The 24724-nt window shown below is 62.9% G+C and carries 20 protein-coding genes; 15 read left to right on the top strand and 5 right to left on the bottom strand.

Annotation, left to right across the window (positions count from 1 at the left end; all coding sequences use genetic code 11):
- Positions 1–14 precede the first annotated feature (14 nt).
- Both ACYQ3M_RS02915 and ACYQ3M_RS02920 read right to left on the bottom strand, forming a co-directional pair.
- Positions 15–3005 carry a translocation/assembly module TamB domain-containing protein gene (locus ACYQ3M_RS02915; protein ID WP_460034552.1) on the bottom strand — a complete coding sequence of 997 codons (2991 nt, stop codon included), beginning with the start codon at positions 3003–3005 and terminating at the stop codon, positions 15–17.
- Positions 3002–4735: an autotransporter assembly complex protein TamA gene (locus ACYQ3M_RS02920; protein ID WP_460034553.1), complete on the bottom strand. Its 1734-nt coding sequence runs from the start codon at positions 4733–4735 to the stop codon at positions 3002–3004. The genes ACYQ3M_RS02915 and ACYQ3M_RS02920 overlap by 4 nt, the downstream gene beginning before the upstream one ends.
- Positions 4736–4836: 101 nt before the next feature.
- Here ACYQ3M_RS02920 and ACYQ3M_RS02925 point away from each other — a divergent pair, with 101 nt between their 5' ends.
- A complete protein-coding gene (locus ACYQ3M_RS02925) occupies positions 4837–6075 on the top strand; it encodes a multifunctional CCA addition/repair protein (RefSeq protein ID WP_460034554.1) in 1239 nt (412 codons plus the stop codon).
- Here the strand turns inward: ACYQ3M_RS02925 and ACYQ3M_RS02930 are convergent.
- Both ACYQ3M_RS02930 and ACYQ3M_RS02935 read right to left on the bottom strand, forming a co-directional pair.
- Positions 6072–6374, bottom strand: a complete 303-nt coding sequence (locus ACYQ3M_RS02930) for an FHA domain-containing protein (RefSeq protein WP_460034555.1) — start codon at positions 6372–6374, stop codon at positions 6072–6074. The two genes, ACYQ3M_RS02925 and ACYQ3M_RS02930, sit on opposite strands and share 4 nt — an antisense overlap.
- A 63-nt stretch (positions 6375–6437) precedes the next feature.
- The gene (locus ACYQ3M_RS02935) at positions 6438–7700 is read right to left on the bottom strand and encodes an HlyC/CorC family transporter (protein ID WP_460034556.1); all 1263 of its coding nucleotides are present in this window, start codon (positions 7698–7700) and stop codon (positions 6438–6440) included.
- Positions 7701–7850: 150 nt separating this feature from the next.
- Here ACYQ3M_RS02935 and ACYQ3M_RS02940 point away from each other — a divergent pair, with 150 nt between their 5' ends.
- The 10 genes from ACYQ3M_RS02940 (at position 7851) to ACYQ3M_RS02985 (ending at position 19282) form a co-directional block, all read left to right on the top strand.
- Complete coding sequence (locus ACYQ3M_RS02940) at positions 7851–9242, top strand: sigma-54 interaction domain-containing protein (RefSeq protein ID WP_460034557.1); 1392 nt, start codon at positions 7851–7853, stop codon at positions 9240–9242.
- Positions 9243–9336: 94 nt separating this feature from the next.
- Entirely contained in the window at positions 9337–10557 is a 1221-nt protein-coding gene (locus ACYQ3M_RS02945) for a sensor histidine kinase (RefSeq protein WP_460034558.1), read from the top strand.
- Positions 10554–11888, top strand: a complete 1335-nt coding sequence (locus tag ACYQ3M_RS02950) for a sigma-54-dependent transcriptional regulator (protein WP_460034559.1) — start codon at positions 10554–10556, stop codon at positions 11886–11888. The genes ACYQ3M_RS02945 and ACYQ3M_RS02950 overlap by 4 nt, the downstream gene beginning before the upstream one ends.
- A gap of 91 nt (positions 11889–11979) precedes the next feature.
- Complete coding sequence (fliE, locus tag ACYQ3M_RS02955; protein ID WP_460034560.1) at positions 11980–12291, top strand: flagellar hook-basal body complex protein FliE; 312 nt, start codon at positions 11980–11982, stop codon at positions 12289–12291.
- A 36-nt stretch (positions 12292–12327) separates the two neighbouring features.
- A complete protein-coding gene (fliF, locus tag ACYQ3M_RS02960) occupies positions 12328–14067 on the top strand; it encodes a flagellar basal-body MS-ring/collar protein FliF (RefSeq protein WP_460034561.1) in 1740 nt (579 codons plus the stop codon).
- A complete protein-coding gene (fliG, locus tag ACYQ3M_RS02965; RefSeq protein ID WP_460034562.1) occupies positions 14054–15058 on the top strand; it encodes a flagellar motor switch protein FliG in 1005 nt (334 codons plus the stop codon). The genes fliF and fliG overlap by 14 nt, the downstream gene beginning before the upstream one ends.
- Entirely contained in the window at positions 15045–15848 is an 804-nt protein-coding gene (gene fliH / locus ACYQ3M_RS02970) for a flagellar assembly protein FliH (protein ID WP_460034563.1), read from the top strand. Before fliG ends, fliH begins: the two co-directional genes overlap by 14 nt.
- Complete coding sequence (gene fliI / locus ACYQ3M_RS02975; protein WP_460034564.1) at positions 15832–17214, top strand: flagellar protein export ATPase FliI; 1383 nt, start codon at positions 15832–15834, stop codon at positions 17212–17214. The genes fliH and fliI overlap by 17 nt, the downstream gene beginning before the upstream one ends.
- A 3-nt stretch (positions 17215–17217) precedes the next feature.
- Positions 17218–17655 carry a flagellar export protein FliJ gene (fliJ, locus tag ACYQ3M_RS02980; protein WP_460034565.1) on the top strand — a complete coding sequence of 146 codons (438 nt, stop codon included), beginning with the start codon at positions 17218–17220 and terminating at the stop codon, positions 17653–17655.
- Positions 17656–17707: 52 nt separating this feature from the next.
- Positions 17708–19282: a flagellar hook-length control protein FliK gene (locus ACYQ3M_RS02985; protein ID WP_460034566.1), complete on the top strand. Its 1575-nt coding sequence runs from the start codon at positions 17708–17710 to the stop codon at positions 19280–19282.
- A 7-nt stretch (positions 19283–19289) separates the two neighbouring features.
- Here the strand turns inward: ACYQ3M_RS02985 and ACYQ3M_RS02990 are convergent, their stop codons facing one another.
- Entirely contained in the window at positions 19290–21443 is a 2154-nt protein-coding gene (locus tag ACYQ3M_RS02990; protein WP_460034567.1) for an Rne/Rng family ribonuclease, read from the bottom strand.
- A 314-nt stretch (positions 21444–21757) separates the two neighbouring features.
- Here ACYQ3M_RS02990 and ACYQ3M_RS02995 point away from each other — a divergent pair, with 314 nt between their 5' ends.
- Genes ACYQ3M_RS02995 through ACYQ3M_RS03010 form a run of 4 tightly spaced genes read left to right on the top strand, consistent with a single transcriptional unit; the run spans position 21758 to position 24714 of the window.
- Positions 21758–22723 (top strand): RluA family pseudouridine synthase, encoded by a 966-nt coding sequence (locus ACYQ3M_RS02995; RefSeq protein WP_460034568.1) that lies wholly within the window; start codon positions 21758–21760, stop codon positions 22721–22723.
- Positions 22710–23075: a hypothetical protein gene (locus ACYQ3M_RS03000; protein WP_460034569.1), complete on the top strand. Its 366-nt coding sequence runs from the start codon at positions 22710–22712 to the stop codon at positions 23073–23075. Before ACYQ3M_RS02995 ends, ACYQ3M_RS03000 begins: the two co-directional genes overlap by 14 nt.
- Positions 23054–24091: a histidine kinase gene (locus ACYQ3M_RS03005; protein ID WP_460034570.1), complete on the top strand. Its 1038-nt coding sequence runs from the start codon at positions 23054–23056 to the stop codon at positions 24089–24091. Before ACYQ3M_RS03000 ends, ACYQ3M_RS03005 begins: the two co-directional genes overlap by 22 nt.
- Entirely contained in the window at positions 24088–24714 is a 627-nt protein-coding gene (locus tag ACYQ3M_RS03010) for a response regulator (protein WP_460034571.1), read from the top strand. Before ACYQ3M_RS03005 ends, ACYQ3M_RS03010 begins: the two co-directional genes overlap by 4 nt.
- The last annotated feature ends 10 nt before the right edge of the window (positions 24715–24724 follow it).

The raw sequence follows: 24724 nt of genomic DNA on the forward strand, positions 1-24724 counted from the left end.
CCTCCATGGACTAATCAATCGGTTTCGAGAGTGTAGAACAGATCGACGTTTTGGCTACCTCCCGCGCCCGCCTCCAGGCTCAAGAAGCGGTTGATCCGGTAGCGCAGGATCGCTTTGCCGACCCCGTTGAACAAACTCAAAGCATAGCCGATGTAGAGATCGGGCGTTAGGTATTTCCCCAGCCCCAAGGCGTCTTCCTGCAGCTGGGTGCCGGTCTGGGCGGCAAAGGCCTCAAGCCCCAGCTTTTTGAGCCAAGGCAAGGCCAGCTCTGCCCCCATGGCCAGCGCGGCTTTGGCGACTTGGGTTTGCTCGGTGGTGCTGCTGCTCTGGAAAGAGCGGCCGAGGAACAGGTAGGAGAGCGCTTCGGTCTGTGGCAAAGGGGGCTGGCTGCCGATCCGAGTTTGCGGTTTGGTCGCCGGCCCGCGGACTTCTAAAAAGGCGGTAACGCCCGCCGCTTCAACGGTTCGGCTGGCTTTAAGCTCCAGATAGGGTCGATCCAAGGGACCGGTAAAGATCAGGCGGCCTTTGGCGAGCGTGAGTTTCTGGCCGTAGGCCTCAAACTTAGCCTCCTTCAGGTCGACGCTGCCGTGGGCGTGGAAGGGGCCGGCGAGCTTGCCGCTCACCTCAAGCTGCCCGGCAAGGCGCGCGTTTAGCCCAAAGCCTTGGAAATGCACCGCATCGCCCAGGACGAGCTGCACCTTGCTGGCGATCTCGAACGGGGGTGAAGGCGGTGCTTGGCCGAGGATGCGCTCGTCCTCGGAGACCGCCACGCTGCCTGCAGGAAGCTGTTTGAGGCGGAGGCTCGCCTCGGGGATCAAAAGGGTGCCGGTAAGCCGGCCGGCGCGGCCGTTTAGGTCCAAGATCAACTCCGGCGAGGCGCGCGCTGTGACCCTCGAGGTGCGGACGACTTCCAAGTTTTCGCCGGTGAATTTCAAGTGCAGCCTGGCCGGAGGTTGGGCCCAGCCCGAGATTTTTAGTCGGCCTTCCCCGGCGCGCAGGTAGGCGCGCAGCGCAAGGCGCTCTTGGGTGCCTTCGACGGTCGCCTCGACCGCGGTAAGCCGGACGCCGGCCGGGCGGAGGCCGAAGGCCCCCTCCCTGAGGGTGAGCCTGAGCGTGGGGTGAAGGTCGGCGATTGGGCCGGCCGCGCTCAGCTCGAGCTGAGCGCGGCCTTCGGGACGGTCCAAAGGGGTAAGCCAAGGCGCAAGCGCGGTAAGACTTAAGATTTCTAGCCCGACGCGACCGACGAGCTTGACCGGTTTGGTGAAATCCAAGCGCGCCTTGGCGCTGAACTGGCCGTCGCCGGGAAAGACCAGCCGCCTGCCACTTGGGTCTTCCAGGCGCAGGCGCTCGCCTTGCCCCTGCCAGAGCCCGGCTTGGTAGCTGCCGCTCAAGGCGGCGTCCAGCTTTCCCTGCGGCGCGGTGAGTTCCAGCTCCAGGTAGTGGCGCGCAAATTCCCCGCGGACGGCGAGCTTTACACTCTCGATCCGCTGTCCTGCCAGCTCCAGCCGGTGCAGCCAGAGCACGCCGGAGGAAGCCGGATCGCTGGGGACCAAGGCCAGGCGCAGCGCAAGCTCCCCGATCCGGTGACCCTGCCAGGCGATTTTTTGGCCTTGCGCTTCGGCGCGTATGGACGGCGAGGGCAAAGCCCCTGTGAGCCTCCCCTTGGCGTTCAGAGCGCCGGCAAGCCCCGGCCAAAGTTCGCTCAAGTCTCGTCCGGCAAAAGCAAACTCCAGGTCGAGGCGCTTGCCGTAGCTGCCGCGCAGCTCAAGCCGGTTGCGGCCGCTTTGGAGCTTTAAGCCATCGCTTTGCCAATTCCCGTCCTGAAACCGCAAGGTGCCCGAGGCTTCTACCGTTTGCCCGCGCACCTTGCCGCGCACGCGCTCGATTTGGAGCGTGGCTTGGCGCTTTTGGCCATTCCACCGGCCATGGCTTAAAGCCCGGATTTCCAGGCGGCTGGGTAGCTTAGGGATAAAAGCCTTAAGGTCGAGCTCGCGGCCCTCGAGGGCAAGTTGCCAGGCAAGCGCAGGTGCCCAAGCGATCTGGCCGGTGATCTCCACGTGCCCCTTGGGGGGATGCACCTTAAGCGGCGCGAACGCTAGGGATTGGGGGGTGCCATGGCCGCGCAATTGGATCTGAAGCGGTGGGAAGGCCTTGCCCTGAAAAGAGGCGTCGATTTCCACCCGATACGCCTTTAAGTTGCCGTGCGCGCGATAGGCGCCGGCAGGACTGGAATAGGGCGGCCAGCGCGCGTTTTCCCAGGCGCCATAGACCGCAAACGGCAGATCGGGGTCCAGCGCGTTTACCGTGCCTTGGGTGCGGACTTGAACCGGCGCGTTCAAACGGTGATCGAGCGTGAGCGCGCGTAAAGTTCCGCCGAGCTTGGCCTGGCCGGCAAGGGACCGGCCGCTTAAGGTTCCCTTCCAGTCGACGCTGAGCCGCAAGGGGTAGTCGCCGCGCAGCGCGACCTCGCCGGCGGCGGACGCGGACCAGGCTTGGACGCGAAGTTGCAGGCGCTGAATACGCAAGCGCGCCCCGGTGAGGGAAGCGCTCAGCTGCCCCTCATCCAGGTTCAGGTAGGTTGCGTTTTGGACGAGTTGGGCATCGCGCACTTCGGCGCGTTCCACCGTCACCTTAAGCGGAAAATACAAGGCAGGCAGAGTGGAAGCAGGCGGGGAAGGCTCAAGCGGCCGGTAGCGTACCCCGGAGGCGATGAGCTCGGTTATTTTAAGCTCCCCAAAGAGCAGCGCCTTGGGCTGCCAGGCCAAGGTCAGCCGGGAGAATTCGAGCGTTTGGGTGGGCAGGCGGTAGGTCAGCTGTTCCAAGTCAAGGCGGTCCAGCAAGGTGCCGGAGAGCTTGCCGAGGCGCAACTCGCCTGGGACAAAGCGCACCGCGGCGGCGGCCAGCCAGCGGGTGCCGGTTGCGGTCGCCGCCAGTCCCAGAAGCGCTGCCGGCACCGAGACGGTCGCCAGCAGCAAGATCAGGGCGAGGCCAACCCAACGCTTCACAGCTCCGCTCCCATGGAAACGTGCACCCGCAACCCGAACCCCGGTTTGCTCAGCGGGACGGCGAGGTCCAAGCGGAGCGGCCCTAAGGGCGAATACCAGCGCAGCCCGAGGCCGGCGCCGATCTGGATCGGTTCGGTCAGGCGCAAAAACGCGTTGCCGGCATCGGCGAACACCGCCGCGCCAAAGTTCTTCCAAAACGGCTGCTCGTATTCTAAGCTGACCACCCCGAGGTAACGCCCGCCGATCACTTCGCCGGCCTGGTTTTTGGGACCTAGGCGTTTGTAGCCGTAGCCGCGGACGCTGGTGTCGCCGCCGGTGAAAAACCGATACGTTGCCGGCAGCTTGGCAAAACGATCGGTCCAGGTCGCCCCGAGCTCAAGGCGCGTCAAAACGCGTCCCTGCCAGGGAAACTGATAGACGCCTTTGGCGTAGCCTTGCGCCTGGAGAAAGCGCGCCGGACCGCCAACGAGCGCGCTGCCTGCGCGTAGGGTGAGGTCGGTCTTGAAGCCGCGTTTGGGCCTTAAGACGTCGTCGGCGTGGACGTAGCTCCATTGCCCGGTCGGGACCAAGAACAAGGCGGCCTGGGCACCCCCACCGTGGATGCGCGAGCTTTCGTATTTCAGATCCATCCCTAAGGTCTCTTTGAGTGCCTGGCGCGGATGGAAAAAACGGACACCCAAACCGGCGCTGTCGCTGCGCAAAGTGTCGGTCCGCTCGTGCAGGTAACCGGTCTGTAGGCTCAAAGTCTCTTTGGCCGGATCGGTCCAGGGGATTCGGTACGCAGCGCCGAGCTCGGAACGCACTAGGGAAAGACGCCCTAAGAATTCCAGCCGATGGCCTAGGCGGTTGAGGCGCCGGTTTTCGTATCCCAGCGTGCCGCGGGGGCCGGTGTTGGTGTCAAAGCCGACGCCGGCTTTGAAGAAATGGCGTTTTCGGGCCAGCAAGCGGATCCGGATTGGAACTTGCAGGTTTTGTGCTTGCTCCGGCAGCGCGCGCACCTCCACGTCTTCGAAGTAACCGCTGTCAGTGAGAGCCTGATAGGCTTGGGTCAAGAGGGGGGCAGAGTAGGGGTCGCCCGGGCGGAAGGGGAGATAACGGCGGACGAAGCTGGGGTCTAGGATTTCCTGCTGGATGTCGATCTGGCCATTTGAATAGCGTCGGCCGGAGTCTAAGTGCAGCCGGATCCAGGCCAGATTCCGGGCCGGGTCGACGTTGAGTTCGTGTTTGACCAGGCGGGCGTCGAAGTAGCCTTCCTGTGCGGCCAGGTCCAGCAAGCGCCGCTTTAAGTCTTCATAATGGCCGTGATGGAGAAAGTCGCCCGGTTTGAGCGACAGTTTAGCAAGCCACTCTTGGAATTTGGGATCGTCTTTGGCCTCGCCAAAAACCTCAACGTCCACCTCGGCGAGCCGGACCCGAGGTCCGGGCTCGATCAAAAAATAGGCCTGCCAGCATGCTAGGGTGAACGCGAATTGGCTGCGGATAACCGGCCGGTAGTAACCTAAGGCCCTAAGCGCCTTGCGGATTTGGCTTTCAGCGGCGGCGAAAGCGTTTTGAACGCGCCAGCGCGGCGCAGAGCAGGTCTCATCGGCCAGCGACAACTGGACTTGGACGTTGCGGCGCAGCTCCCCGGTGACCCCCTCGATGCGGATTTCCGGTTGTCGTTCTGCAGCCGCAAGGAACTCGGCGGCAAAGGCCAGGGCCCACGGTAGAATCGATCGCCAAACCGTCATCGGCGTTTCAAGGGAGGCTTCGATCAAGCTAAGAGGGCCGCATAAAGGGCCTGGGCAGGTACAATACTGCAGTTTGCCCAGACGGTAAATTCAAACACGCGATGCAAGCTTATCTGGTCGGTGGGGCGGTGCGGGACCGATTGCTCGGGCTTCCCGTCAAAGAACGCGATTGGGTCGTGGTGGGGGAGACCCCAGAGTCTATGGAAGGCATGGGATTTAAGCGCGTCGGCAAGGATTTTCCGGTATTTTTGCATCCCAAGACCCACGAAGAATACGCTCTTGCCCGTACCGAGCGCAAGGTGGCGCCGGGCCATCGGGGTTTTGTGGTCCACGCCGACCCTTCGGTGACCTTGGAAGAAGACCTCAGGCGGCGCGATCTGACCATTAACGCCATGGCCATGGACGCCGAAGGCAGGTTGATCGATCCTTTCGGCGGCTTGAAGGACCTCCAAAACCGGGTTCTGCGCCACGTGTCCGAAGCGTTCGTCGAGGACCCGTTGCGGGTTTTGCGGGTGGCGCGCTTTGCCGCCAAGCTTGCCCCTTTGGGGTTCAAGGTGGCCCCGGAAACGCTGGCGCTGATGCGGCAGATGGTGGCCATGGGCGAGATCGACGCCCTTACCCCAGAGCGGGTCTGGCAAGAGTTGGAGAGGGCGCTTGCCGCACCGGACCCGGCGAAGTTCTTCGAGGTGCTCAAGGAATGCGGGGCCAACGCCCGCCTGTTTCCGGAAATCGAACGCTTGTTCGGCGTCCCCCAGCCTGTCAGGTGGCATCCTGAGATCGACACCGGCATCCACACTTTGATGACGCTGACCCAAGCCGCGCGCCTGACGCCGGATACCCAGGTTCGGTTCGCCGCCTTGACCCACGACCTAGGCAAAGGGCTGACCCCGCCTGAGCTCTGGCCCCATCATCGCGGCCACGAAACCTTGGGGCTCAAGCCGCTGGCCGAGCTGTGCCAGCGGTTCAAGATTCCAAGGGCGTATCATCGCTTGGCGGAAAAAGTAATGCGCTACCACGACGCCTGCCACAAGGTAGAGGAGCTACGCCCGGCGACCATCGTGGAGGTGCTGTGCGCCTTGGACGCCCTGCGCGATGAGCAGGGATTTGAGCGGTTTTTGCTCGCGAGCATGGCCGATGCCCTAGGGCGCAAAGGCTGGGAAGAGCGGCCGTATCCCCAGGCGCAGTGGTGGCGAGCGCTAAGGCGCGCCGCCCTCTCGGTCACGGCGGCGCCGCTGCTCGCCCAGGGGCTTGAGGGGTCGGCGGTAGGCCGCGCGCTACGCCAGGCGCGCATCCGCGCGGTGGCCGAGGCAAAGCGCCGCCTGCAGGCCGGAACGGGCTAGGCGTAGAACAAGAGTAGATTTTGGTCGATTTCGAGCGTATCGCCGCGCTTTAGGCGCACGGTCTGATCGCCGACCGGGATGCCGTTGACTTTGACGGTCTCACCGCCTGTCAGGCTGGCTAAAAAATAGCCGTCTTCGCGCCGGGCGATGATCGCGACGCTGCCGTGGTTGCCGAGGCGGGTCAAGGCGCGTTTGAGCGGGATCACGCGGCCGATGTGTTTGCCGCGCAGGATCTGCACGCTGGCCTCGGTCGTGCCGGCGCTTGGCTGGCGCTCGTTGGTGTGGCCTGGGGTTGCCATGGGCGTTTTGTCTTGGAGTTTTTGCTGCAAGTATAGACCACGAATCCTGGCGCACGCTGAGAGCTAGGCCGCAGGTTGCATGGATTCTGGCAGGTAAAACTTGGCTTTTTTGACCGCGTTGCCCTCCATCTCGAGGATTTCCACTTGAAAGCCGTTGAGCTTTAAACTCGTGCCCGGGTTGGGAATGGTTTCTAGGTGTTCCATGATCAGGCCGTTCAAGGTCTTGGGGCCAGAGGTAGGCAGGTTCCAGCCGGTGAGGCGGTTGAGTTCGCGCAGCGAGATGCTGGCATCGACCAAATAGCTTCCGTCCGCCTGCTTTTGGACCAAGTTTGAGTGTCCGGTCAATTCGCCTATCAGTTCTTGCAAGATGTCCTCGAGCGTGACCAAGCCTTGCACGTCGCCGTACTCGTCCACCACCAGGGCAAAGCGCTTGTGGTTTTGCTTAAAATCGGCCAACGCTTGGTGCAAAGGCATGCTCTCGGGGACGAAATAGGCCTCCTCGAGCGCCTGGCACAAAGTTTCTTTGGTGAGGGAAGCGCTTGGGCTCGCCAAGAGGAGCTTGCGCACGCACAACACGCCGACGACGTGGTCCAGGTTCTGCTTGAACACCGGCAGGTGGGTGTGGGGGCAGGTTTTGATCTGCTCGAGGACGGTCTCGAGCGGGTCGTCCAGATCGATGCCTTGGATGTCCTGGCGCGGAATCATCACGTCTTCGACGGTCGCGCTTTCCAGGTCCAGGATAGTCAACAGCATGTTGCGGAAGCGTTCCGGCAGAAGGGCCCCGGCTTCGGCGACCACGGTGCGCAGTTCCTCGGTAGAAAGCACGGTGCCGGGCGCCTGCTTGAGGCGGATGCCGAGGGCAAACAAAAAGCAGTTAGCGAGCAAGTTGACGAGCCAGACTAGAGGATAAAACAGCTTGAGCAAAAGCGGCAAAATCCAAGCGGCAGAAAACGCAACCCTTTCTGGATAAAGCGCGGCCAAGGTCTTGGGGGCCACCTCGCCGAAAATCAGGACCAGCAAGGTCAAAATCCCGGCGGCGGCGGCGATCCCCGCTTCGCCGTACAGGCGCAAGGCGATCACCGTGGCCAGCGAGGAAGCTAAGATATTGACGAAGTTGTTGCCTAACAAGATCAGGCCGATCAGCCGGTCTGGGCGCTCGAGCAGCTTTTGGACGCGGAGTGCGCTTTTGTGTTTTTGTTTGACCAGATGCTGGAGCCGATAGCGGTTGATTGCCATCAACGCGGTCTCGGAACCGGAAAAGAACGCCGACAAGAAAATCAAAACCGCCAATGCGCTAAATAGGGCACCTAACGGAAGATCGTCCAACAGGAAAGATACTCCAGGTTGTTGCCGTACATCGATTCTTAAGGCTTTGGGGGGAGATGTCAAGCCGATTCCGCAGGCGACAAAATTTTGACATAGCAAGGGGGGTAGTTTAATTTTTTGCTCTAGGCGGTAAAGCAAGTTTTAAAGGCAATGGATTCCCAAGCGATTTTGCTGGTGGCCCCCGAAGGCGAAGAGCGCCGTCAAATTCAAGCGATTCTTGAGTACAGCGAATATCCGGTGGTTGCCGCTGCGCCCGAAGAGCTTCAGGGCATCCTGGCGGTAGAATGCGGTTTTCGCGTAGCGATTTTGGCCTGCGATCACGGTTTGGCGTTGAGCGTGCGGACCTTGCGCCAAATCTTGCCCAACCTCGCTTTAGTGCGGCTTAAGCAACGCGAAGACCGGACGCCGCTGCCGTCGAAGGTGGAAGGCGAGATCGCGGCGGTCTTGGACTGGCCGACCACCTACTCGGTCTTGACCGAACTGATCTCGCGCCTGGTGCGCGAGCGGGGCGACAAAAAACCGCGCCGCGCGCTCGAATTGTTCCGCAGTTTGAGCGGTGAGAGCGCGGCCATCCAGCGCACCCGTAAGTTGATCGAACAGGTCGCCGACACCGACGTGACCGTCTTGATCCTGGGCGAATCCGGCACCGGCAAGGAAGTGGTGGCGCGCAACCTGCATTACCGTTCCTCGCGCCGGCACAAACCGTTCGTGCCGGTCAATTGCGGCGCGATCCCTAGCGAGCTTCTGGAGAGCGAGTTGTTCGGCCACGAGAAAGGCGCTTTCACTGGGGCTTTGACCTCGCGCCAAGGGCGGTTCGAGCTAGCCGAAGGCGGCACGCTGTTCTTGGACGAGATCGGCGACATGCCCCTTACGATGCAGGTCAAGCTCCTGCGCGTGCTGCAGGAGCGCTGCTTTGAGCGGGTCGGCAGCAATCGGACCATTTACTGCGACGTGCGGGTGATCGCCGCCACCCACCGCAATCTGGAAGAAGAAATCGCTGCGGGCAGGTTCCGCGAAGACCTATATTACCGCCTCAACGTGTTCCCCATCGAAGTGCCGGCGCTGCGCGAACGGCGCGAAGACATCCCGGCTCTAGTCGCGGATCTGATCGCTCGGATCGAGAACGAAAAGCGGGGCTCGGTGCGCCTGACCGCCGCCGCCATGGAAGCGCTCAAACGCTACGACTGGCCGGGCAACGTGCGCGAATTGGCCAACCTGATCGAGCGCTTAGCGGTGCTTTATCCTTACGGGGTGGTGGACGTGAGCGAATTGCCGGAGAAAATCCTGCGTAAAGCGGGCGGCGGGGCGGTGGCCGCCGGTGAAGGAATTTCCCAAACGCTAGAGCAGGCTCAGCTGCCGCAAGGCGGCCTCGACCTGAAAGAACACTTAAGCCATCTCGAAAGGGAATTGATCCGCCAAGCTCTGAAGGAATCCCAAGGCGTGGTCGCCCACGCCGCCCAGCGCCTGGGCATGCGCCGCACCACGCTGGTGGAGAAACTAAAAAAATACGGTCTGCGCGCCGAGGATGCGTCAAGTCCTTGACGGGTTTTGCATAACATTTTGACTTTAAAACAGATTAATTTTGGCATTGCCTTTGCTTTTATCCGTTTGGACTCCACCAACGGACGCAGGGGCGATGACCGCACTCGAATCTCTAAACGGCCTAGATCCAGGCCGGATAGAAACCCTCAAACGCGCGTTTGAAGTCTTCAACCAGCTCTCGGAAGCCCTGACCGTTTCCTACCGCGAGCTGGAAAGCCAGGTCGCCCGCCTCACCGAGGAGCTGGCCGCGGCGCGCAGCGAGCGCCTCAAAGCCCTAGTCGAGAAGGAAAAGCTGGCGACTAAGCTGGCGCGCCTTTTGGAGGTGTTGCCGGGCGGGGTGATCGTGCTCGACGGCGCGGGTCGGATCGCCGAGCGCAATCCGAAAGCGGCCGAATTGCTTGGGGAGCCGCTGCTGGGCGAGCCGTGGGACGAGGTCAGCCGCCGCTGTTTTGTCCCCGAGGGCGTCGATCCCCACGAGCGCCGCCTCAAAGACGGCCGCACCGTCAGCATCTTGACGCGCCCTTTGAGCGGGGAAACGGGGCAGATTTTACTCCTTACCGACGTGACGGAGAGGCGCGCCCTGCAGGAGTTGCTCGAACACCAGCGGCGCTTGGCGGCGATGGGAGAGATGGTGGCGGGGCTAGCGCATCAGGTACGCACCCCGCTGGCTTCGGCTTTGCTCTATGCCACGCAGCTGGAAAACTTAGCTCTGGACGAGGAGCGCCGCCGGCGTTTCACCGCCAAATTGGTGGAGCGCCTGCAGCATTTGGAAAGCCAGGTCGATGCGATGCTGGGGCTGTCCCGCAAGGGGCGGTTCGCGCTGGAACCCATTCCGGTGGCGGATTTTTTAAGGCGGCTTGCGGAGGCGGTCGAACCGCGGCTCGCCGGCACGGCGGTGCGCTTGCGCGTGGTCGATTTGACCGGGGGGGCGGCGTTCGAGGGGAATTGGGCGGCGCTGGAGGGGGGATTTTTGAATCTGCTCGGCAACGCCTTGGAAGCGCTCGCCGGCCGGGGCCAGATCGAGCTTAGGGCGGCGCAGGAGGGGGCCTGGCTTTGCCTGAGCGTGATCGATGACGGCCCGGGAATGGAGGAGGCGGTGCGCGCGCGGATTTTCGAGCCGTTCTTTACGACTCGCCCCCAGGGCACGGGCTTGGGGCTGCCGCTGGTGGCCAGCATCGTCAAAGCCCACGGTGGGACGGTGCGCTGCGAATCCGTCCCAGGTCAGGGAACGGCGGTGCACGTCTATCTGCCGTCGGCGGTGGGGAGGGTGCCGTTGCCGGCGACTGCAAGGCAGCTTAAGGAGGCAAGCCGATGAGGGAGCCTAGGATCCTGGTCGTGGAAGACGATAGGGCGTTTCGGGAAGCGCTGGGCGACACCTTGGAATTGGCCGGCTATCGGGTGAGCTGCGCCGCCGACGGCCACCAAGCCTTGGCCCAATTGGAACGGCAGCGGGTGGATTTGGTGCTCAGCGACGTAAAAATGGCGCCCATGGACGGTCCGACGCTGCTTGAGCAGATCAAGCGCCGCTTTCCCGACCTGCCGGTGGTGCTGATGACCGCTTACGGGACCATCGCGCAGGCGGTGGCGGCGATCCAGGCCGGCGCGGGCGATTATCTGGTCAAGCCGTTCACCGCCGAGGTGTTGCTGGAAAAGGTCAGGCGCCATCTGGTTTCCCTAAGTGGGGACGAGCTGGAGGCGGTGGTCGATCCGGCGAGCCGCAAAGTCTATGCGCTGGCCCGGCAAGTGGCGCCTACCGATGTCAACGTGTTAATTTTGGGTGAATCGGGCACCGGCAAAGAGGTGCTTGCCCGCTATCTGCACCGGCACTCCGGGCGCGGCGCTTTCGTCGCCATCAATTGCGCCGCGATTCCCGACGCGCTGCTGGAGGCCGAACTCTTCGGCTACGAAAAGGGGGCCTTTACCGGAGCGGTAAAGGCCAATCCGGGAAAGTTCGAGCTGGCCCAAGGGGGAACCTTGCTGCTCGATGAGGTCTCGGAGATGCACCCCCTATTACAGGCCAAGCTGCTTAGGGTGCTGCAGGAGCGGGAGGTCGAGCGGATCGGCGGGCGGCGCGCCGTAAAACTCGATGTGCGCGTGATCGCCACTTCCAACCGCGACCTGCGCGCTGAGGTCGCCGCCGGCAGGTTCCGTGAGGATCTGTATTACCGCCTCAACGTGTTTCCGCTTTACTTGCCGCCGTTGCGCGAGTGCCTCCAAGATCTTGAGCCGTTGGTGCGCACTCTGCTCGCCCGGCACGCCGGCGGCCGCACGGTGCGACTTTCCGCCGACGCATGGCGCAAGCTCAAGTCCTACTCTTGGCCGGGCAACGTGCGCGAGCTGGAGAACGTCCTCCGGCGCGCCCTGATCTTGTGCCCAGGTGAATGGATCGAACCGGAGGCGCTGATCTTCGATCAAGCGCCAGAGGGAGTTGAGAGGTCCAGCTTAGAGGTCGCGCCCCATCCGAGCGTTGGTACCGCCAGGCTCGAGCAAGGGCTGCGTTCGGTGGAGGAGCAGATCATCCTCACCACGCTTAAGGAAGAGCGCGGCAGCCGCACTGCCACCGCCAAGCGCTTGGGGATCAGCCCGAGGACCTTGCGTTACAAGCTCGCTAAGATGCGCGCGGCCGGAATCCCCGTGCCGTGCTAACTGGCATGAAGGCTGCAAGAAATCGTCTGGGTGGACCGGTGGGCGCGTGCCGACCGGTCTTGGGATCACGCGATTTTAAGAGGGTAAAGCGATGAACGGCGTGGAAATCAACGAAGTGTTGGCGAAGCTGCGCGTGCTCAAGGCGCAAGCGCAGCAAAGCGCAGCGGAAAGAGAGCCACCGGCTGCGGATTTCGCCGCCTTGCTCAAGCAATCCATCGATTCTGTCAACGCTACCCAACAGCAGGCGAGCGACCTGACCAAGGTGTTCGAGCAGGGAGAGGACGTTCCTTTGGCCGAGGTCATGGTATCCCTGCAGAAGGCCCGAGTTTCCTTCCAGGCCATGGTCGAGGTGCGCAATAAGCTGGTGGAAGCTTACAAAGACATCATGAACATGCCGCTGTGAGGGTAGCTTTGGTCGATTGCGTGACAAGGGAGGACCATGGCCGCGGTTGAAACCGACTCTACCGCCGTTCCGGCGCCTACCGCGACCAAGAGCCTAGTGGCTGCCGCTGGGCAAGAGCTGGCGCCTGCGGAGGCGTCCGGGCAAGCGGGCAGGCTCCTTAAGATCTGGCAGGAATGGTCCTGGGGACGCCGGCTTGGGGTGCTCGCCTTGCTTGCCTTGACCCTGGCTTTGGGGGTGGCGGTGGTGTTGTGGGCAGGGGCCCCCGAGTACAAGCCGCTGTTTGTGGATCTGAGCGAGGACCAGGCCGGAGAGATCGTGGAAGCGTTGGACAAGCTGCAGGCGGATTACAAGATCGACCGCAAAACCGGCACCCTCTTGGCTCCGGCCGACAAGGTCCACGAGCTCAGGCTGCGCCTGGCCGCCCAAGGTCTGCCCAAGCGCAATGAGGCAGGCTACGAGATTTTGGCAAAGGAGCCGGGCTTGGGCGTGAGCCGAGCCTTGGAGCAAGCGCGTTACCAGCACGCCTTGGAAGGCGAGCTCGCCCGTTCCATCATGACTCTGGAAGGGGTCAAGGCGGCGCGGGTGCACCTGGCTCTGCCTAAAGAATCGGTGTTCGTGCGCCAGCGCAAACCTCCCAGCGCTTCGGTGGTGTTGCAACTTGCGCCCGGCCACGAAATCCGACGCGAGCAAGTCCAGGCCATCGTGCATCTGGTCGCTTCCAGCGTGCCGCGGCTTACTCCCGATAAGGTCACGGTCGTGGACCAGTACGGCCATCTGCTCAACGCCGTAGACCAGGACAAAGACGAGCTGGCGTTGACCGACAAGCAGTTTGAGTACAAAAAGAAGGTGGAAGAACATCTGGTCGAGCGCATTGAGACCTTGCTGGCGCCGCTGGTGGGGCGCGACGCCCTGCGCACCCAGGTGACGGCGGACATCGATTTCACCGCGGTGGAGCGCACCGAAGAACTGTACAACCCGGACCTTCCCGCGCTGCGCAGCGAGCAGCAGGAGCACAAAGAGGCTCGCCAGGAGGCGGCTGCCGGCGTGCCCGGCGCGCTTACCAACCAGCCGCCGGCGGCCGGAACCGCGCCGGAAGTGGCCCCCAAAGGGCAGGAAAACGCCGCGAGCAAGCCGCTCGAATCGCAGCAAAAGCTGGTCCGCAACTACGAGCTGGATCGAGTCGTCAGCCACGTCCGCCAAGCCGTCGGCGCCGTCCGGCGGCTGACGGTGGCGGTGGCGGTGGACGACATCAAGCAGCCGCAAGCCGATGGCACTGTCCTCACCCGCCCTTACACCCAGGAAGAGCTGAACAATTTAACCGCGCTGGTGAAACAGGCGGTCGGTTACGACGCCAGCCGCGGCGACCAGGTGGTGGTCACCAACGTGGCGTTTCGCGGGAACGAGGAGAGCGCCCCGGCGCCGCTGCCGCTCTGGCAGCAGCCTTGGGTCTGGACCTTAGGGAAACAGCTGGTGGCGCTGGTTGCGGTATTGGTGTTGAGCTTTGCCGTGCTGCGGCCGTTGCTCCGAGCGCTGTTGCCGCCTCCGCCTCCGGCGCCGGCGAGCGAAGCGCAAGTCTTGCCGGAAGAGGAGGGGGCAACCGTCGCTAAACTTGAGCAAGAGTTGACGCCGGAGCAAGAAAGCGAAGAACTCTTGCGCTTGACGGGGCCGCAAAGCTACGAAAAGCGCTTGGAGTTCGTGCATCGCTTGATCGATCAGGACCCGGACCGGGTGGCGCAAGTGGTCAAGAACTGGATTCTCGAAGATGGCAGAAGATGAAAAACTCTCCGGCGTCGACCGCGCCGGTCTTTTGCTGCTGGCGGTGGGGCAAAAGCGCGCCGCGCAAGTCTTAAGGCGCCTAAGCCCCAGGGACGTGCAGCTGGTGGGGATGGCGATGGCTAGGCTGGAAAACATCCGCGCCGAGACGGTGGAAGAGGTGGTGACGATGTTTCTAGAACACATCCGCGGTCAAACCCGCTTCGGCGTGCGTACCGAAGAATACGTGCGCGAGGTCCTGATCGAGGCGCTGGGCGAGGAAGAGGCCAAGGAGCTGATCGACCGGATTCTGCTCAACCGCAACAGCCGAGGCATAGAACAGCTCAAGTGGATGGAGCCGCGCGCGATCGCTGAGTTGCTGCGGATCGAACACCCCCAAATCGTCGCGATTTTAATGTCGCTGTTGGAGCCGAACCAAGCGGCGGCGGTTCTAGAGCATCTTCCGGAAATGATGCGCTACGACATCGTGATGCGGATTGCCGGACTGGAGACGGTGCAGCCGGACGCGCTCAAAGAGCTAGACGCGATCATGGAGGAGCAATTGATGGGCAAGACCAATCTCAAGTCCTCGCGCCTGGGAGGAGTAGAGAGGGCCGCCGAAATCCTTAATATGGCGGATCGCAGCATCGAGACCCAAATCCTCGAGAAGCTGGCCGAAAAAGCCCCGGATTTGGCGCAGCAGATCCAGGACAAGATGTTCGTGTTCGAGGACTTGGTCAAGCTCGACGATCGCAGCGTACAGACCCTGCTGCGCGAGATTTCCACCGATACCTTGCTGCTTGCCCTGCGCGGCACCGACGAAGCGCTCAGGCAAAAGATCTTCGGCAACATGTCGCGGCGGGCGGCGGAGATGCTGCGCGACGACCTGGAAGCGGCGCCGCCGGCCAAGCTCAGCGAGGTGGAAGCGGCCCAGAAGGAAATCCTGCAAGTCGCCAAACGCTTAGCCGATGCAGGCGAGATCGTGCTGGTTGGAGGCAACGATGAGCTCATCTAAACTGAAAAACGCTCGGACTCCCTCTCAGGAGCGCGAAGCGGTATCGCCTTGGCGCTGGCCGGAGGTGCAAAGCCTAGGGGAGGCATTGCGGCAAGATCTGGAGACGCCTGAAGAGGAATCTGCGCCCCAGCTTTTGACCGCAGGCGCTCTGGAAGCGATGCAGAAGCAGGCTTTCGAAGAGGCGGCCAAAGCCGGACAGGAAGCGGGCTACCGCGAAGGCTACGCCAAAGGCAGTCAGGAGGGGTACAAGGAAGGTTACGACAAAGGCTTTCAACAAGGCTACCGGGAAGGCAAGGAGAAGGGCGAGGCCGAAGGCCGCGCCCAGGCCGAGCAAGCCTTGGCGGCCGAGGCTGCGCAGTTTAAGCAGCTGATGGCTGCCTTGACCGAGCCGCTCGCGCAGGTGGACGCCGAGGTCGAGAAAGAGCTGGTCCACCTGGCGCTGACCGTGGCCAAGCACCTGGTGCGGCGCGAACTGAAGACCGATCCCGGGCAGATCGTCGCGGTCGTGCGCGAGGCTTTGGCGCTGCTTCCGGTAGCCAAGCGCGGCGTCACCTTAATTCTGCATCCTAAAGACGCCGAGCTGGTGCGGGCGACGCTGGAGCTCGATCCCGCCAAAGTTCCCTGGCAAATCGTCGAAGACCCCACGCTCACCCGCGGCGGCCTGCGGGTCGAGACCGAAGTATCGCGCATCGACGCCAGCGTAGAGGCGCGCCTGGCGGCAGTGATCGCCGCGGCTTTGGGCGGGGAGCGGCGGGAAGACGTGGAGGCGCAGCATGAATCCAAGGCTTGAGCGGGCTGAATCCGAGGGCCCCAAACCGACCTACCCGCGCAGCGCGCGCTGGTGCCAGCACTTGCGGGCGGTCAAACAGCGCCTCGAGCGGCCTATGCCGCTGGTGGTGGAAGGCAAGCTGGCGCGGATGGTGGGGCTTACCCTGGAGGCGGTCGGCTGCCAGGCGCCGGTCGGAGGGCGCTGCCTGGTGGAGACCGCCTATAGAGACCGGATCGAGGCCGAGGTGGTGGGCTTTGCCGACGAACATCTGTATCTGATGCCGGTGGGCGAAGTGTACGGGCTCAAACCCGGCTGCCGGGTGATCCCAAGCGGGGAACCGTGCGTGGCCAAAGTGGGCATGGGGCTGCTCGGGCGGGTGCTGGACGGGGCAGGCCATCCCCTAGACGGCAAAGGCCCGCTCGCCTACGAAACCACCCGTCCGCTCCAGGGGCGACCGCTCAACCCCTTGCGGCGCAAGCCGGTGAGCGAGCCGCTCGATGTGGGCGTGCGGGCGATCAACGCCTTGCTTACGGTGGGGCGGGGGCAGCGCTTGGGTCTGTTCGCCGGCACTGGGGTGGGAAAAAGCGTGCTGCTTGGCATGATGACCCGCTTCACCGCGGCGGACGTGGTGGTGGTGGGCCTGATCGGCGAGCGCGGGCGCGAAGTCAACGATTTCGTGCACAAGATTTTGGGGCCTGAAGGTTTAGCCCGCGCGGTGGTCGTGACCACGCCCGCCGACCAGCCGCCGCTCATGCGATTGCACGGAGCGCTGCAGGCCACCGCCATCGCCGAATATTTTCGCGATCAGGGCTTGGACGTGCTGCTCTTGATGGATTCTCTGACCCGCTACGCTCAGGCGCAGCGCGAGATCGCCTTGGCCATCAACGAACCGCCAGCGACCAAAGGTTACCCCCCTTCGGTGTTTGCCCACCTGCCGCGGCTGGTGGAGCGCGCCGGATGCGGAGAGCACGGCAGCGGTTCGATCACCGCGTTTTATACGGTTCTCGCCGAAGGCGACGACACCAACGACCCGATCGCCGATGCCGCGCGCGGAATCTTGGACGGCCACATCGTGCTGTCGCGGGAACTGGCCGAATCCGGGCATTATCCGGCGATCGACATCGAGGCCTCGATCAGCCGGGTGATGGCCGACCTCGTCCCCGAGGCGCAGCTCGAGGCGGCGCGCAAGTTGAAGCAGTATTACTCCCTGTATCGGCAGAATCGCGATCTGATCGTTCTGGGGGCTTATCAACGCGGTTCCGATCCGCGCATCGATCAGGCCATCCAGCTGCAGCCGAAGATCACCGCGTTCTTGCAGCAAGGGATGCACGAGGCGATTGGGCTGGAAGACAGCGTCGCTGCCCTGCAAGCTTTGTTGCCGGCTTAAGCCATGAGCGAGGCCCTGCGCTTTGAGCGGCTGACAAGATGGATTGCCGAGCGCGAGCGGCAAGCCGCTTCCGCCTTGGCCGCCGCCGTCAGGAAACTCGAGGAAGCCCAAACCCGGCTCGCGACTTTGCAGCGTTTCCGCCGTGAATACCTCCAACAATGGCTGTCGGACGGGGTCGCGGTAAGCGCGCTTGAGTTTTTTGAGCTGCGCGCGTTCTTGAGCAATTTAAGCCGTGCGATCGAGGAACAGGAGGCGGCGCTGCAAAAGCTGCGGCAAGAACATGCCGCCCTGCAACTGGCCTGGCAGCGAGTGCGTTGCCGCCAGCGCGGCATCGAAAAAATGCGGGCGGATTGGCTCCGCCGCCGGCAACTGGCCGCCGAGCGCCGGGCGCAGCGCGAACTGGACGACCGCGCCGCAAGACGCAGGCCCGATAAGGCATAAGTGGCCCGATGTTTGCTAGAAATTTAACGAGCGATCGGATGGGAGGTCATCTATGCAGTTGCATTTAGGCAGCCACCTGGCTTCGATACTGGCGGCGCTATTGGCCGGCGTGGATTCTCCGCGCGCTGAAGCCGGCGCTCCATCGGCGTCGGAGTTTGAGAAAATCCTGACGCGCTTGAGCACAAGCCTAACGGATCCCAAAAACGGGCCTTTTGCTACCCCCTTGCAACGACTTCCCGACGGGCAGACGCTGACCTTAAGCGCGAGGGAAAGCAGCGAAGTCCGCGCCGACCTCAACGCGTTGCTTGATTCTGTCGAGGCGGCTTTGGGGAGGCTGGAGGCGGAAGAAGCGGTCGCGGGAGCTCGGGAATCGGCCGGCGGAATCGACCCGGTCTGGGAGGTCAAGAACGGCGGGAAGCGGCCTGTTGACCTCAACGCGTTGCTTGATTCTGTCGAGGCGGCTTTGGGGAGGCTGGGGGCGGAAGAAGCGGTCGCGGGAGCTCGGGAATCGGCCAGCGGAATCGACCCGGTCTGGGAGGTCAAGAACGGCGGGAAGCCGCTTGCTGACTTTAAGGCGTTGCGCGTGCGCCTAGAGGAAGTTTTACAAAGCCGATCGGCGCTGCCTGCCGAGGAAAATTCGGCGCTCGCGTGGTTCTTGGCGGTATCGCAATGGATCGCCCCTGCAAACTCCAATCAAGAAATTGACGGAGGTCCGCCGCGAGGCCAGCCAGAAGTCGCCGCTTTGGGAGCCGCGCCGGCGGGCCGCAAGCTGCAAGCCCAGCGAGCAGAGGCCTTAGACGCGCTCGGCGCGGTGGAGGGCGCGTCCCTCGCAGAGCGTGCGCCGTCGCTCCAGGCGGGGAGCGCCGCAAGCATCGCCGAACCCATCCGCCCGGAACCGGCAATTCCGGTGGATCCAGGGCGTCAAGCTATGCATTTGGCATCCCGTTCTAAAGACGCCGAAGCCTTGGGAGCCATCGACAGCACGCTGCCCCAACAAGCCGATCTCAAGGCCGAGCCTGCGGGTGGGCACTTGCCGGATATCCAGCCGTCCGCAGGAATCTTTTCCCAGCCTCCCACGCCGGCCGAGCCCGATCTCGCCCCGGGGCAGCGGCCCGAATGGCTGCCTTTGGCGCCGGCCGGCGCGGCTGGAACGGCGCCTGCGGTTTTGAGCGCGGACCACAAGCCCGTTTTGGCGTTGCCTCTGCCTTTGGGCCACCCGGAATGGGCCGACGAGTTGGGGCAGCGGCTCATCTGGATGCACGGCAAAGCGGTTCAGGCCGCCGAACTCCATCTGAATCCGCCGCAATTGGGGCCGGTGGCGGTCCGGATCCAGATGCACGACGACCAGGCCAGCGTCCAGTTCGCCTCTCCCCACGCGGCGGTGCGGGAAGCCATCGAAGCCGCTTTACCGCGGCTGAAGGAGTTGTTCCACGCCCAGCAGGTATCCTTGGCGCACGTGGAGGTGGGGCAGCAGGCGTTTGAAGACCGGTCGCACGCGCGCCGCGAGCCGTCCTATGCCGCCTATCACCAAGCCTTCACCCAAGAGGGCGGTTTGGCGGAAGCCGAGACCGAAACCCCGCGGCTTAAGGTCGAGGTCGGCAACCGCCTGCTCAGCCTGTATGCTTAAAATTACGCTATTCGGTGTGCGCCTCGGAAACCGGTTTGGGCGCATCTGAAGCTGGATTTTCGCTTGGTTTGGGCGCAGGCAAAGCGAGTAGAACCTGCTTTGGCGCGGCCTCGGGCACAGCTTCGGGAGGCGCATCGGGCGCCTCTGCGGACTCCTGAGGCGGTGTCGTCCCTTTAGCCAAGGAGCGCCGCCCACCGCGGCGGCGCCGGGACGAACCGCGCCGGCTGCTGCGCTTGCGCAGTGGGGCAGCGGTCTCCGCTTCTCCCGGCGTTTGGCTTGCCTCCTCAGTCGTGGCCGGCGGCGGCGTAGAGGCGGCCGCAGGGGCCGGTTCGGTGCGGGTTTGCGGCGATTCTTGCGCGCGCGGGGAGACGACCGTAAGGCTCTCTTTAGGCGGTTCAGACGTGGCAGGCGCCGGTTTGGCAATAGGAGGTGTCTTTGGCGCCGGCAGCGCCGCCTGCGAGGAAGCCTGTGGCGCTGGCGCAGCGCGCCGGGCGCCGCCGATGAGCCTTTGCCAGAAACGCCTGATCAGTTCGGCCGAGGAGATTCGGCTGCGCGTCGGCGCGGGGGTGGTAGGGAAGAAATCCTTGATCGCCGCCTGCTCTATTTTGCGCGCTCCTTCGGCGGCAAAGGCCGGAGTCTGGCTTTTTTCCTGCGGGATTTGCGCGTAGCTGGGCAGGTTGAGCTCAGCGCTTTCGCGCACGCGCTGGATCTCGTAAGCCGGGGTTTCTAGGTGCTTAGAGGGGATGATGACCACGCTCACCTCGTGGCGTTTCTCGATCTGTTCCAGCGCCTGGCGTTTTTCGTTGAGAAGGTAGGTGGCAGGCTCGAGCGGCAGGTGGACGAGCACCCGCGAGGTGGCGGGCTTGAGCGCTTCTTCTTCGATGAGGCGCAGAATCGCCAGCGCCAACGATTCGGTGCTGCGGATCGTGCCCCGCCCTTGGCAGCGCGGGCAGGGGATCAGGCTGGATTCGCTGAGCGAAGGCCGCAGCCGTTGGCGCGACATCTCCAGCAAGCCAAAGCGCGAGATGCGGCCGAGCTGGACCTTGGCGCGGTCGTTTTTCACCGCCTCCTTGAGTTTTTGCTCCACCGCGCGCTGGTTGCGCGCTGAGGCCATGTCGATGAAGTCGATCACGATCAGGCCGCCCAAATCCCTAAGGCGCAGCTGCCGGGCGATCTCCTCGGCCGCCTCGAGGTTGGTGGTGAGGGCGGTCTCCTCGATGTCGCCACCTTTGGTGGCGCGCGCGGAGTTGATGTCGATGGCGGTCAGCGCCTCGGTGTGGTCGATCACGATCGCGCCGCCTGAAGGCAGAGGCACCTCGCGCTGATAGGCCAGTTCGATCTGGCTTTCGATCTGGAAGCGGCTAAACAGCGGGACGGAGTCTTCGTACAGCTTGGCCTTGCTGATAAAGTGCGGCATGACCTGCTGGAGGAAATTGCGCACCATGCGGTAGGTGGCAGGATTGTCGACCAGGATCTCGTCGATGTCGGCGCGCAGGTGGTCTCGCAGCGCGCGGATGATGACGTTGCTCTCCTGGAAGATCAAAAACGGCGCCGGTTTGGAGTTGGCCGAACGCTCGATCGCCTCCCACAGCTGCAACAGGTAGTTGAGGTCCCATTGCAGCTCCTCGGCGGTCTTGCCGCTGGCGGCGGTGCGCACGATTAGCCCCATCCCCTCGGGCAAATCCAGCGAGGCGATGATCTCCTTGAGGTCGCCGCGGGCTTCTCCCTCGATGCGGCGCGAGATGCCCCCCGCCCTTGGGTTGTTGGGCATCAGCACGAGGTAGCTGCCGGCTAGGGCGATGTAGGTAGTCAGCGCCGCGCCTTTGTTGCCGCGTTCTTCTTTTTCGATCTGGACGATGACCTCTTGGCCCTCGCGGATCAGGTCTTTGATTTCCGAGCGACTCTGGTCCGGATCGAGAGGACGAGAGAAATAAGAAGGGGCGATCTCTTTGAACGGCAGAAAACCATGACGCTCGGCGCCGTAATTGACGAACGCCGCTTCTAGGCTAGGTTCGATCCGAGTGATAATGCCTTTGTAAATATTGGCTTTTTTTTGTTCGCGCGAAGGAACCTCAATGTCAAAATCGTAAAGTTTCTGGCCATCGACTAAGGCAACGCGCAGCTCCTCCGGCTGCGTAGCATTGATAAGCATTCTTTTCATGCGGGCATTCCTGTTGCGTCCAAGCGAATGAAGCGGAAGCCGCCCTCCAGGCGAGCGCTGCCGCATCGGGCGCGCTCAGATCCTTAGGCGGTTTGGCCGGCTTCCGCAAGGGGATTTTCATTCAGGGTTGTTTTATCTAAAAGATCGGTTGATTCATTGTTGGAATTTGGGGTGCCAAAGCCCTATGCTCTTGGGACCCAAAGAGCCGCTGTTTGTTCGGCAACCCCAAATCGGGTTAGGTTAAGTGCAGGATCAAAGACCCTGTGGGCAAGGTCATTATAGCTTTGTCAATAGATAAAATCCACGAGCGTTAAGTGATTGAACAAACTGAAAAAACCGCACCGAAGCTGGTTACGGTCGAAGCCGAGGACCAAGGTCAGCGGATCGACAATTTCCTCATCGCGCACCTGAAAGGCGTGCCCAAAAGCCACCTCTATCGCCTGTTGCGCACGGGACAGGTGCGGGTCAACGGCGGCCGGGTCAAAGCCCCGTACCGCTTGCAAGCCGGCGATCGGATCCGCTTGCCCCCTCTGGCGCTGGCCCCGGCTCGGGAGCTTGCAAGCCCAGCCGCGCGGGCGATGGGACGCCGGCTGGAAAACCGCTTTCTCTACGAAGACGCCTGGCTGTTGGCGATCGCCAAACCGGCGGGGATGCCGGTGCACGGCGGCAGTGGGCTTACCGGCGGGGTGATCGAGGGGTTGCGCCTGGTCCGTCCCGAGGCCGAGCGCTGGGAGTTGGTCCACCGGCTCGACAAAGACACCTCAGGTTGCCTGCTGATCGCCAAGCGCAAAGGGGTGCTCAGGAGCCTGCATCAGGCGCTGCGCGCGGGCCAAATGGACAAGCGTTATCTCGCCTTGCTCGCTGGGGTGTGGAAGGAAGAGCAGCGCCTGGTCGAGGTGCCTTTGCGCAAATTCGTGCTTCCGGGCGGGGAGCGGTACGTGCGCGCCGACCCGCAGGGCAAACCCGCCAGAACCGAGTTTGTCAAGCTCGCCCAGTTGGCCGAGGCCACCCTGGTGGAGGCGCGCCTCTTGACTGGCCGCACCCATCAGATCCGCGTCCACGCCGCCTGGATGGGGCATCCGATCTTGGGCGATGCGCGCTACGGCGAGGAAGCCGTCAACGCCGCCTGGCGCGGTCAAGGCTTAAAGCGGATGTTCCTGCACGCTTGGAAGCTCGCCTTGCTTCATCCGATCACCGGCGCCCGCCTCGAGCTCGAAGCGCCTTTGGAGGCCGAGCTGATCAAACTGCTCACGCGCGCGGGGTATTATGAAAAATTCTGACAAAGTTGAAATCGCGCGCTGGGCGCGTGTCAAGGTCCGAAAGTTCCGCTTCCCTCCGGTCCGCTGTGGGCTGGTCTTAGGACGCAAGGCGGCGGTCGGCTGTCATGCGCTGCGCAAAGCCCTGCATTTGCTCATGGCGGCGCCGTTTGCGCATTTGGAGCTTAAGGACGAGGTGATCTCGGACCTCATCGTGCGCGAGTCCGTGCTCAAGCGTTTTCCCCAAGAACAGCTCATCGCCTTTGTCCTAGAACACGTCAAACCCTTGATGAGCGCCGACGAGATCTTGGAGCTTGAAATCGACACCGAAGTGCTCTTTAAGGCAAGGTTGGGTTGCCAAGAGCGGTCTTCTTGATGCTGCGCACCGCCCGCGATGCTTTAACCTGCGTGCTTAAAGTTTCCGCCGAAGCGCGTCCTCCGAGCGCTGAAGGGAGGGGTGAGACTTTGTACGCGGTGTTTGCCGCGGAGGACCCGAACAGGTTTTTAGGCCTGGTGTCGGTAAAGGAGATCGCAGCGCATCCTGCGCGGATTTTCGCCGATCTGATTGCCAGGCCGCCGTTACAAGTGGCCGAGGATATGCCTTTGGATCAGGTCTTTCGGCAGCTTGAGCAAGCAGGAAGCGATTACGCCGCGGTCGTGGATGGGTGCGGCCATTTCCTTGGCGCGCTCACCCGTACCAGCCTTTTGGAGGCGATTTTGGCGGAAAACCGATGCCTGACGGCCTACTTGCTCGCCCAGCAGGAGCACGAGCGCCGGTATTTGGCGCGGGAGTTGCACGACGAAGTCGGCCAGTATCTTGTCGCCCTGCGCGCCGAGTTGGAGTCCTTGGCGCTTGTGGGTGGGGCCGCATTGCAATCTCAGCTCCAAGCCCTCGGGCGGACGGTCGAGCATCTTTGCGGTGCGCTGCGGCGCGTGATACGCCGCTTGCGCCCGGAGCTGTTGGATCAGCTGGGGCTGGCGGACGCCTTGCAGGAACTGCTTGCAGAGTACCGGTGCCATAATCCAAAGATCGCGTTCGCGCTCAAAGTATCTGGGGATTTTAAGGACTTGGATGGCGAGCGGGCGCTGGCTTTGTACCGGGTTGCCCAAGAAGCTCTGAGCAATGCCGTCCGCCACGCGCGGGCTTCACGCGTGGCCCTATGCCTGTGCCGGTTCCCAAACCTCCAAAACCCATGCCGCCGTTATTTTCCCTGTCCTAAGCCGGCGGTGTACCTTGCAATCGTAGATAACGGCGTAGGCTTGGCGGCTCCCCCTAAGGGCGGACTGGGCCTGATGGGCATGCGCGAGCGCATCGAGGCGCTGGGGGGAACCTTAAAGCTTATCAGGCCTTCAAAAGGAGTAGCTCTTGCCGTCGAGTTGCCCTTAGGATGACGCCGATTCGCGTACTCATCGTGGACGATCACCCGGTGGTGCGCCAAGGCTACCGGAGTTATCTCGAGAAAATCCTGCCGCTGGAAGTGGTCGAGGCCGACAGCGCCCAAGAAGCTTATCGCGCTTTTGTGGCAAGCCAACCGCACGTCGTGGTGCTCGACTTAAGCCTGCCGGATGTGAGCGGGCTGGAGGTGCTGCAGCGGATTTGCCGGCGCGACCCCAACGCCCGAGTCCTCGTGTTCACCATCCACGCCCATCCGCTGTTGGTGGAAAAGGCGCTTGCGGCCGGCGCGCTGGGGTATGTGAGCAAAGGCGCCAGCCCCAAAGTCCTCACCGAAGCTTTGCAGCGGGTACTGCGGGGAGAAAGGTTTGTGGAACCTGGATTGCTGGATCAGGTGGCTGCTGCTTCCAGGGCGAAGCTGGCGCGCCTGACGCCGCGCGAATTCGAGGTGTTTCAACTGTTGGCCTGCGGGCGGTCGGTGGCCGAGATCGCCAAGCTCTTGCATTTAAGCCCGAAAACGGTCGGCGTCCATCAGACCCGGATTTTGCGCAAGCTCGAGCTTCCCAACGCGGTCCATCTGGCTTTGCTCGCAGTTCAGTTGGGCCTGGTCCCCAAAACTTAAGGATTTTTCT

This window comes from Methylothermus subterraneus, assembly GCF_054656915.1.

Coding starts and splice junctions, on each gene's coding strand:
- fliF (WP_460034561.1), top strand. CDS start 12,328: ATGGCCGCGGTTGAAACCGACTCTACCGCCGTTCCGGCGCCTACCGCG.
- ACYQ3M_RS02940 (WP_460034557.1), top strand. CDS start 7,851: ATGGATTCCCAAGCGATTTTGCTGGTGGCCCCCGAAGGCGAAGAGCGC.
- ACYQ3M_RS02990 (WP_460034567.1), bottom strand. CDS start 21,443: ATGAAAAGAATGCTTATCAATGCTACGCAGCCGGAGGAGCTGCGCGTT.
- ACYQ3M_RS02985 (WP_460034566.1), top strand. CDS start 17,708: ATGCAGTTGCATTTAGGCAGCCACCTGGCTTCGATACTGGCGGCGCTA.
- fliH (WP_460034563.1), top strand. CDS start 15,045: ATGAGCTCATCTAAACTGAAAAACGCTCGGACTCCCTCTCAGGAGCGC.
- ACYQ3M_RS03010 (WP_460034571.1), top strand. CDS start 24,088: ATGACGCCGATTCGCGTACTCATCGTGGACGATCACCCGGTGGTGCGC.
- fliG (WP_460034562.1), top strand. CDS start 14,054: ATGGCAGAAGATGAAAAACTCTCCGGCGTCGACCGCGCCGGTCTTTTG.
- fliJ (WP_460034565.1), top strand. CDS start 17,218: ATGAGCGAGGCCCTGCGCTTTGAGCGGCTGACAAGATGGATTGCCGAG.
- ACYQ3M_RS02950 (WP_460034559.1), top strand. CDS start 10,554: ATGAGGGAGCCTAGGATCCTGGTCGTGGAAGACGATAGGGCGTTTCGG.
- fliE (WP_460034560.1), top strand. CDS start 11,980: ATGAACGGCGTGGAAATCAACGAAGTGTTGGCGAAGCTGCGCGTGCTC.
- ACYQ3M_RS02920 (WP_460034553.1), bottom strand. CDS start 4,735: ATGACGGTTTGGCGATCGATTCTACCGTGGGCCCTGGCCTTTGCCGCC.
- ACYQ3M_RS02945 (WP_460034558.1), top strand. CDS start 9,337: ATGACCGCACTCGAATCTCTAAACGGCCTAGATCCAGGCCGGATAGAA.
- ACYQ3M_RS02930 (WP_460034555.1), bottom strand. CDS start 6,374: ATGGCAACCCCAGGCCACACCAACGAGCGCCAGCCAAGCGCCGGCACG.
- ACYQ3M_RS02925 (WP_460034554.1), top strand. CDS start 4,837: ATGCAAGCTTATCTGGTCGGTGGGGCGGTGCGGGACCGATTGCTCGGG.
- ACYQ3M_RS03000 (WP_460034569.1), top strand. CDS start 22,710: ATGAAAAATTCTGACAAAGTTGAAATCGCGCGCTGGGCGCGTGTCAAG.
- fliI (WP_460034564.1), top strand. CDS start 15,832: ATGAATCCAAGGCTTGAGCGGGCTGAATCCGAGGGCCCCAAACCGACC.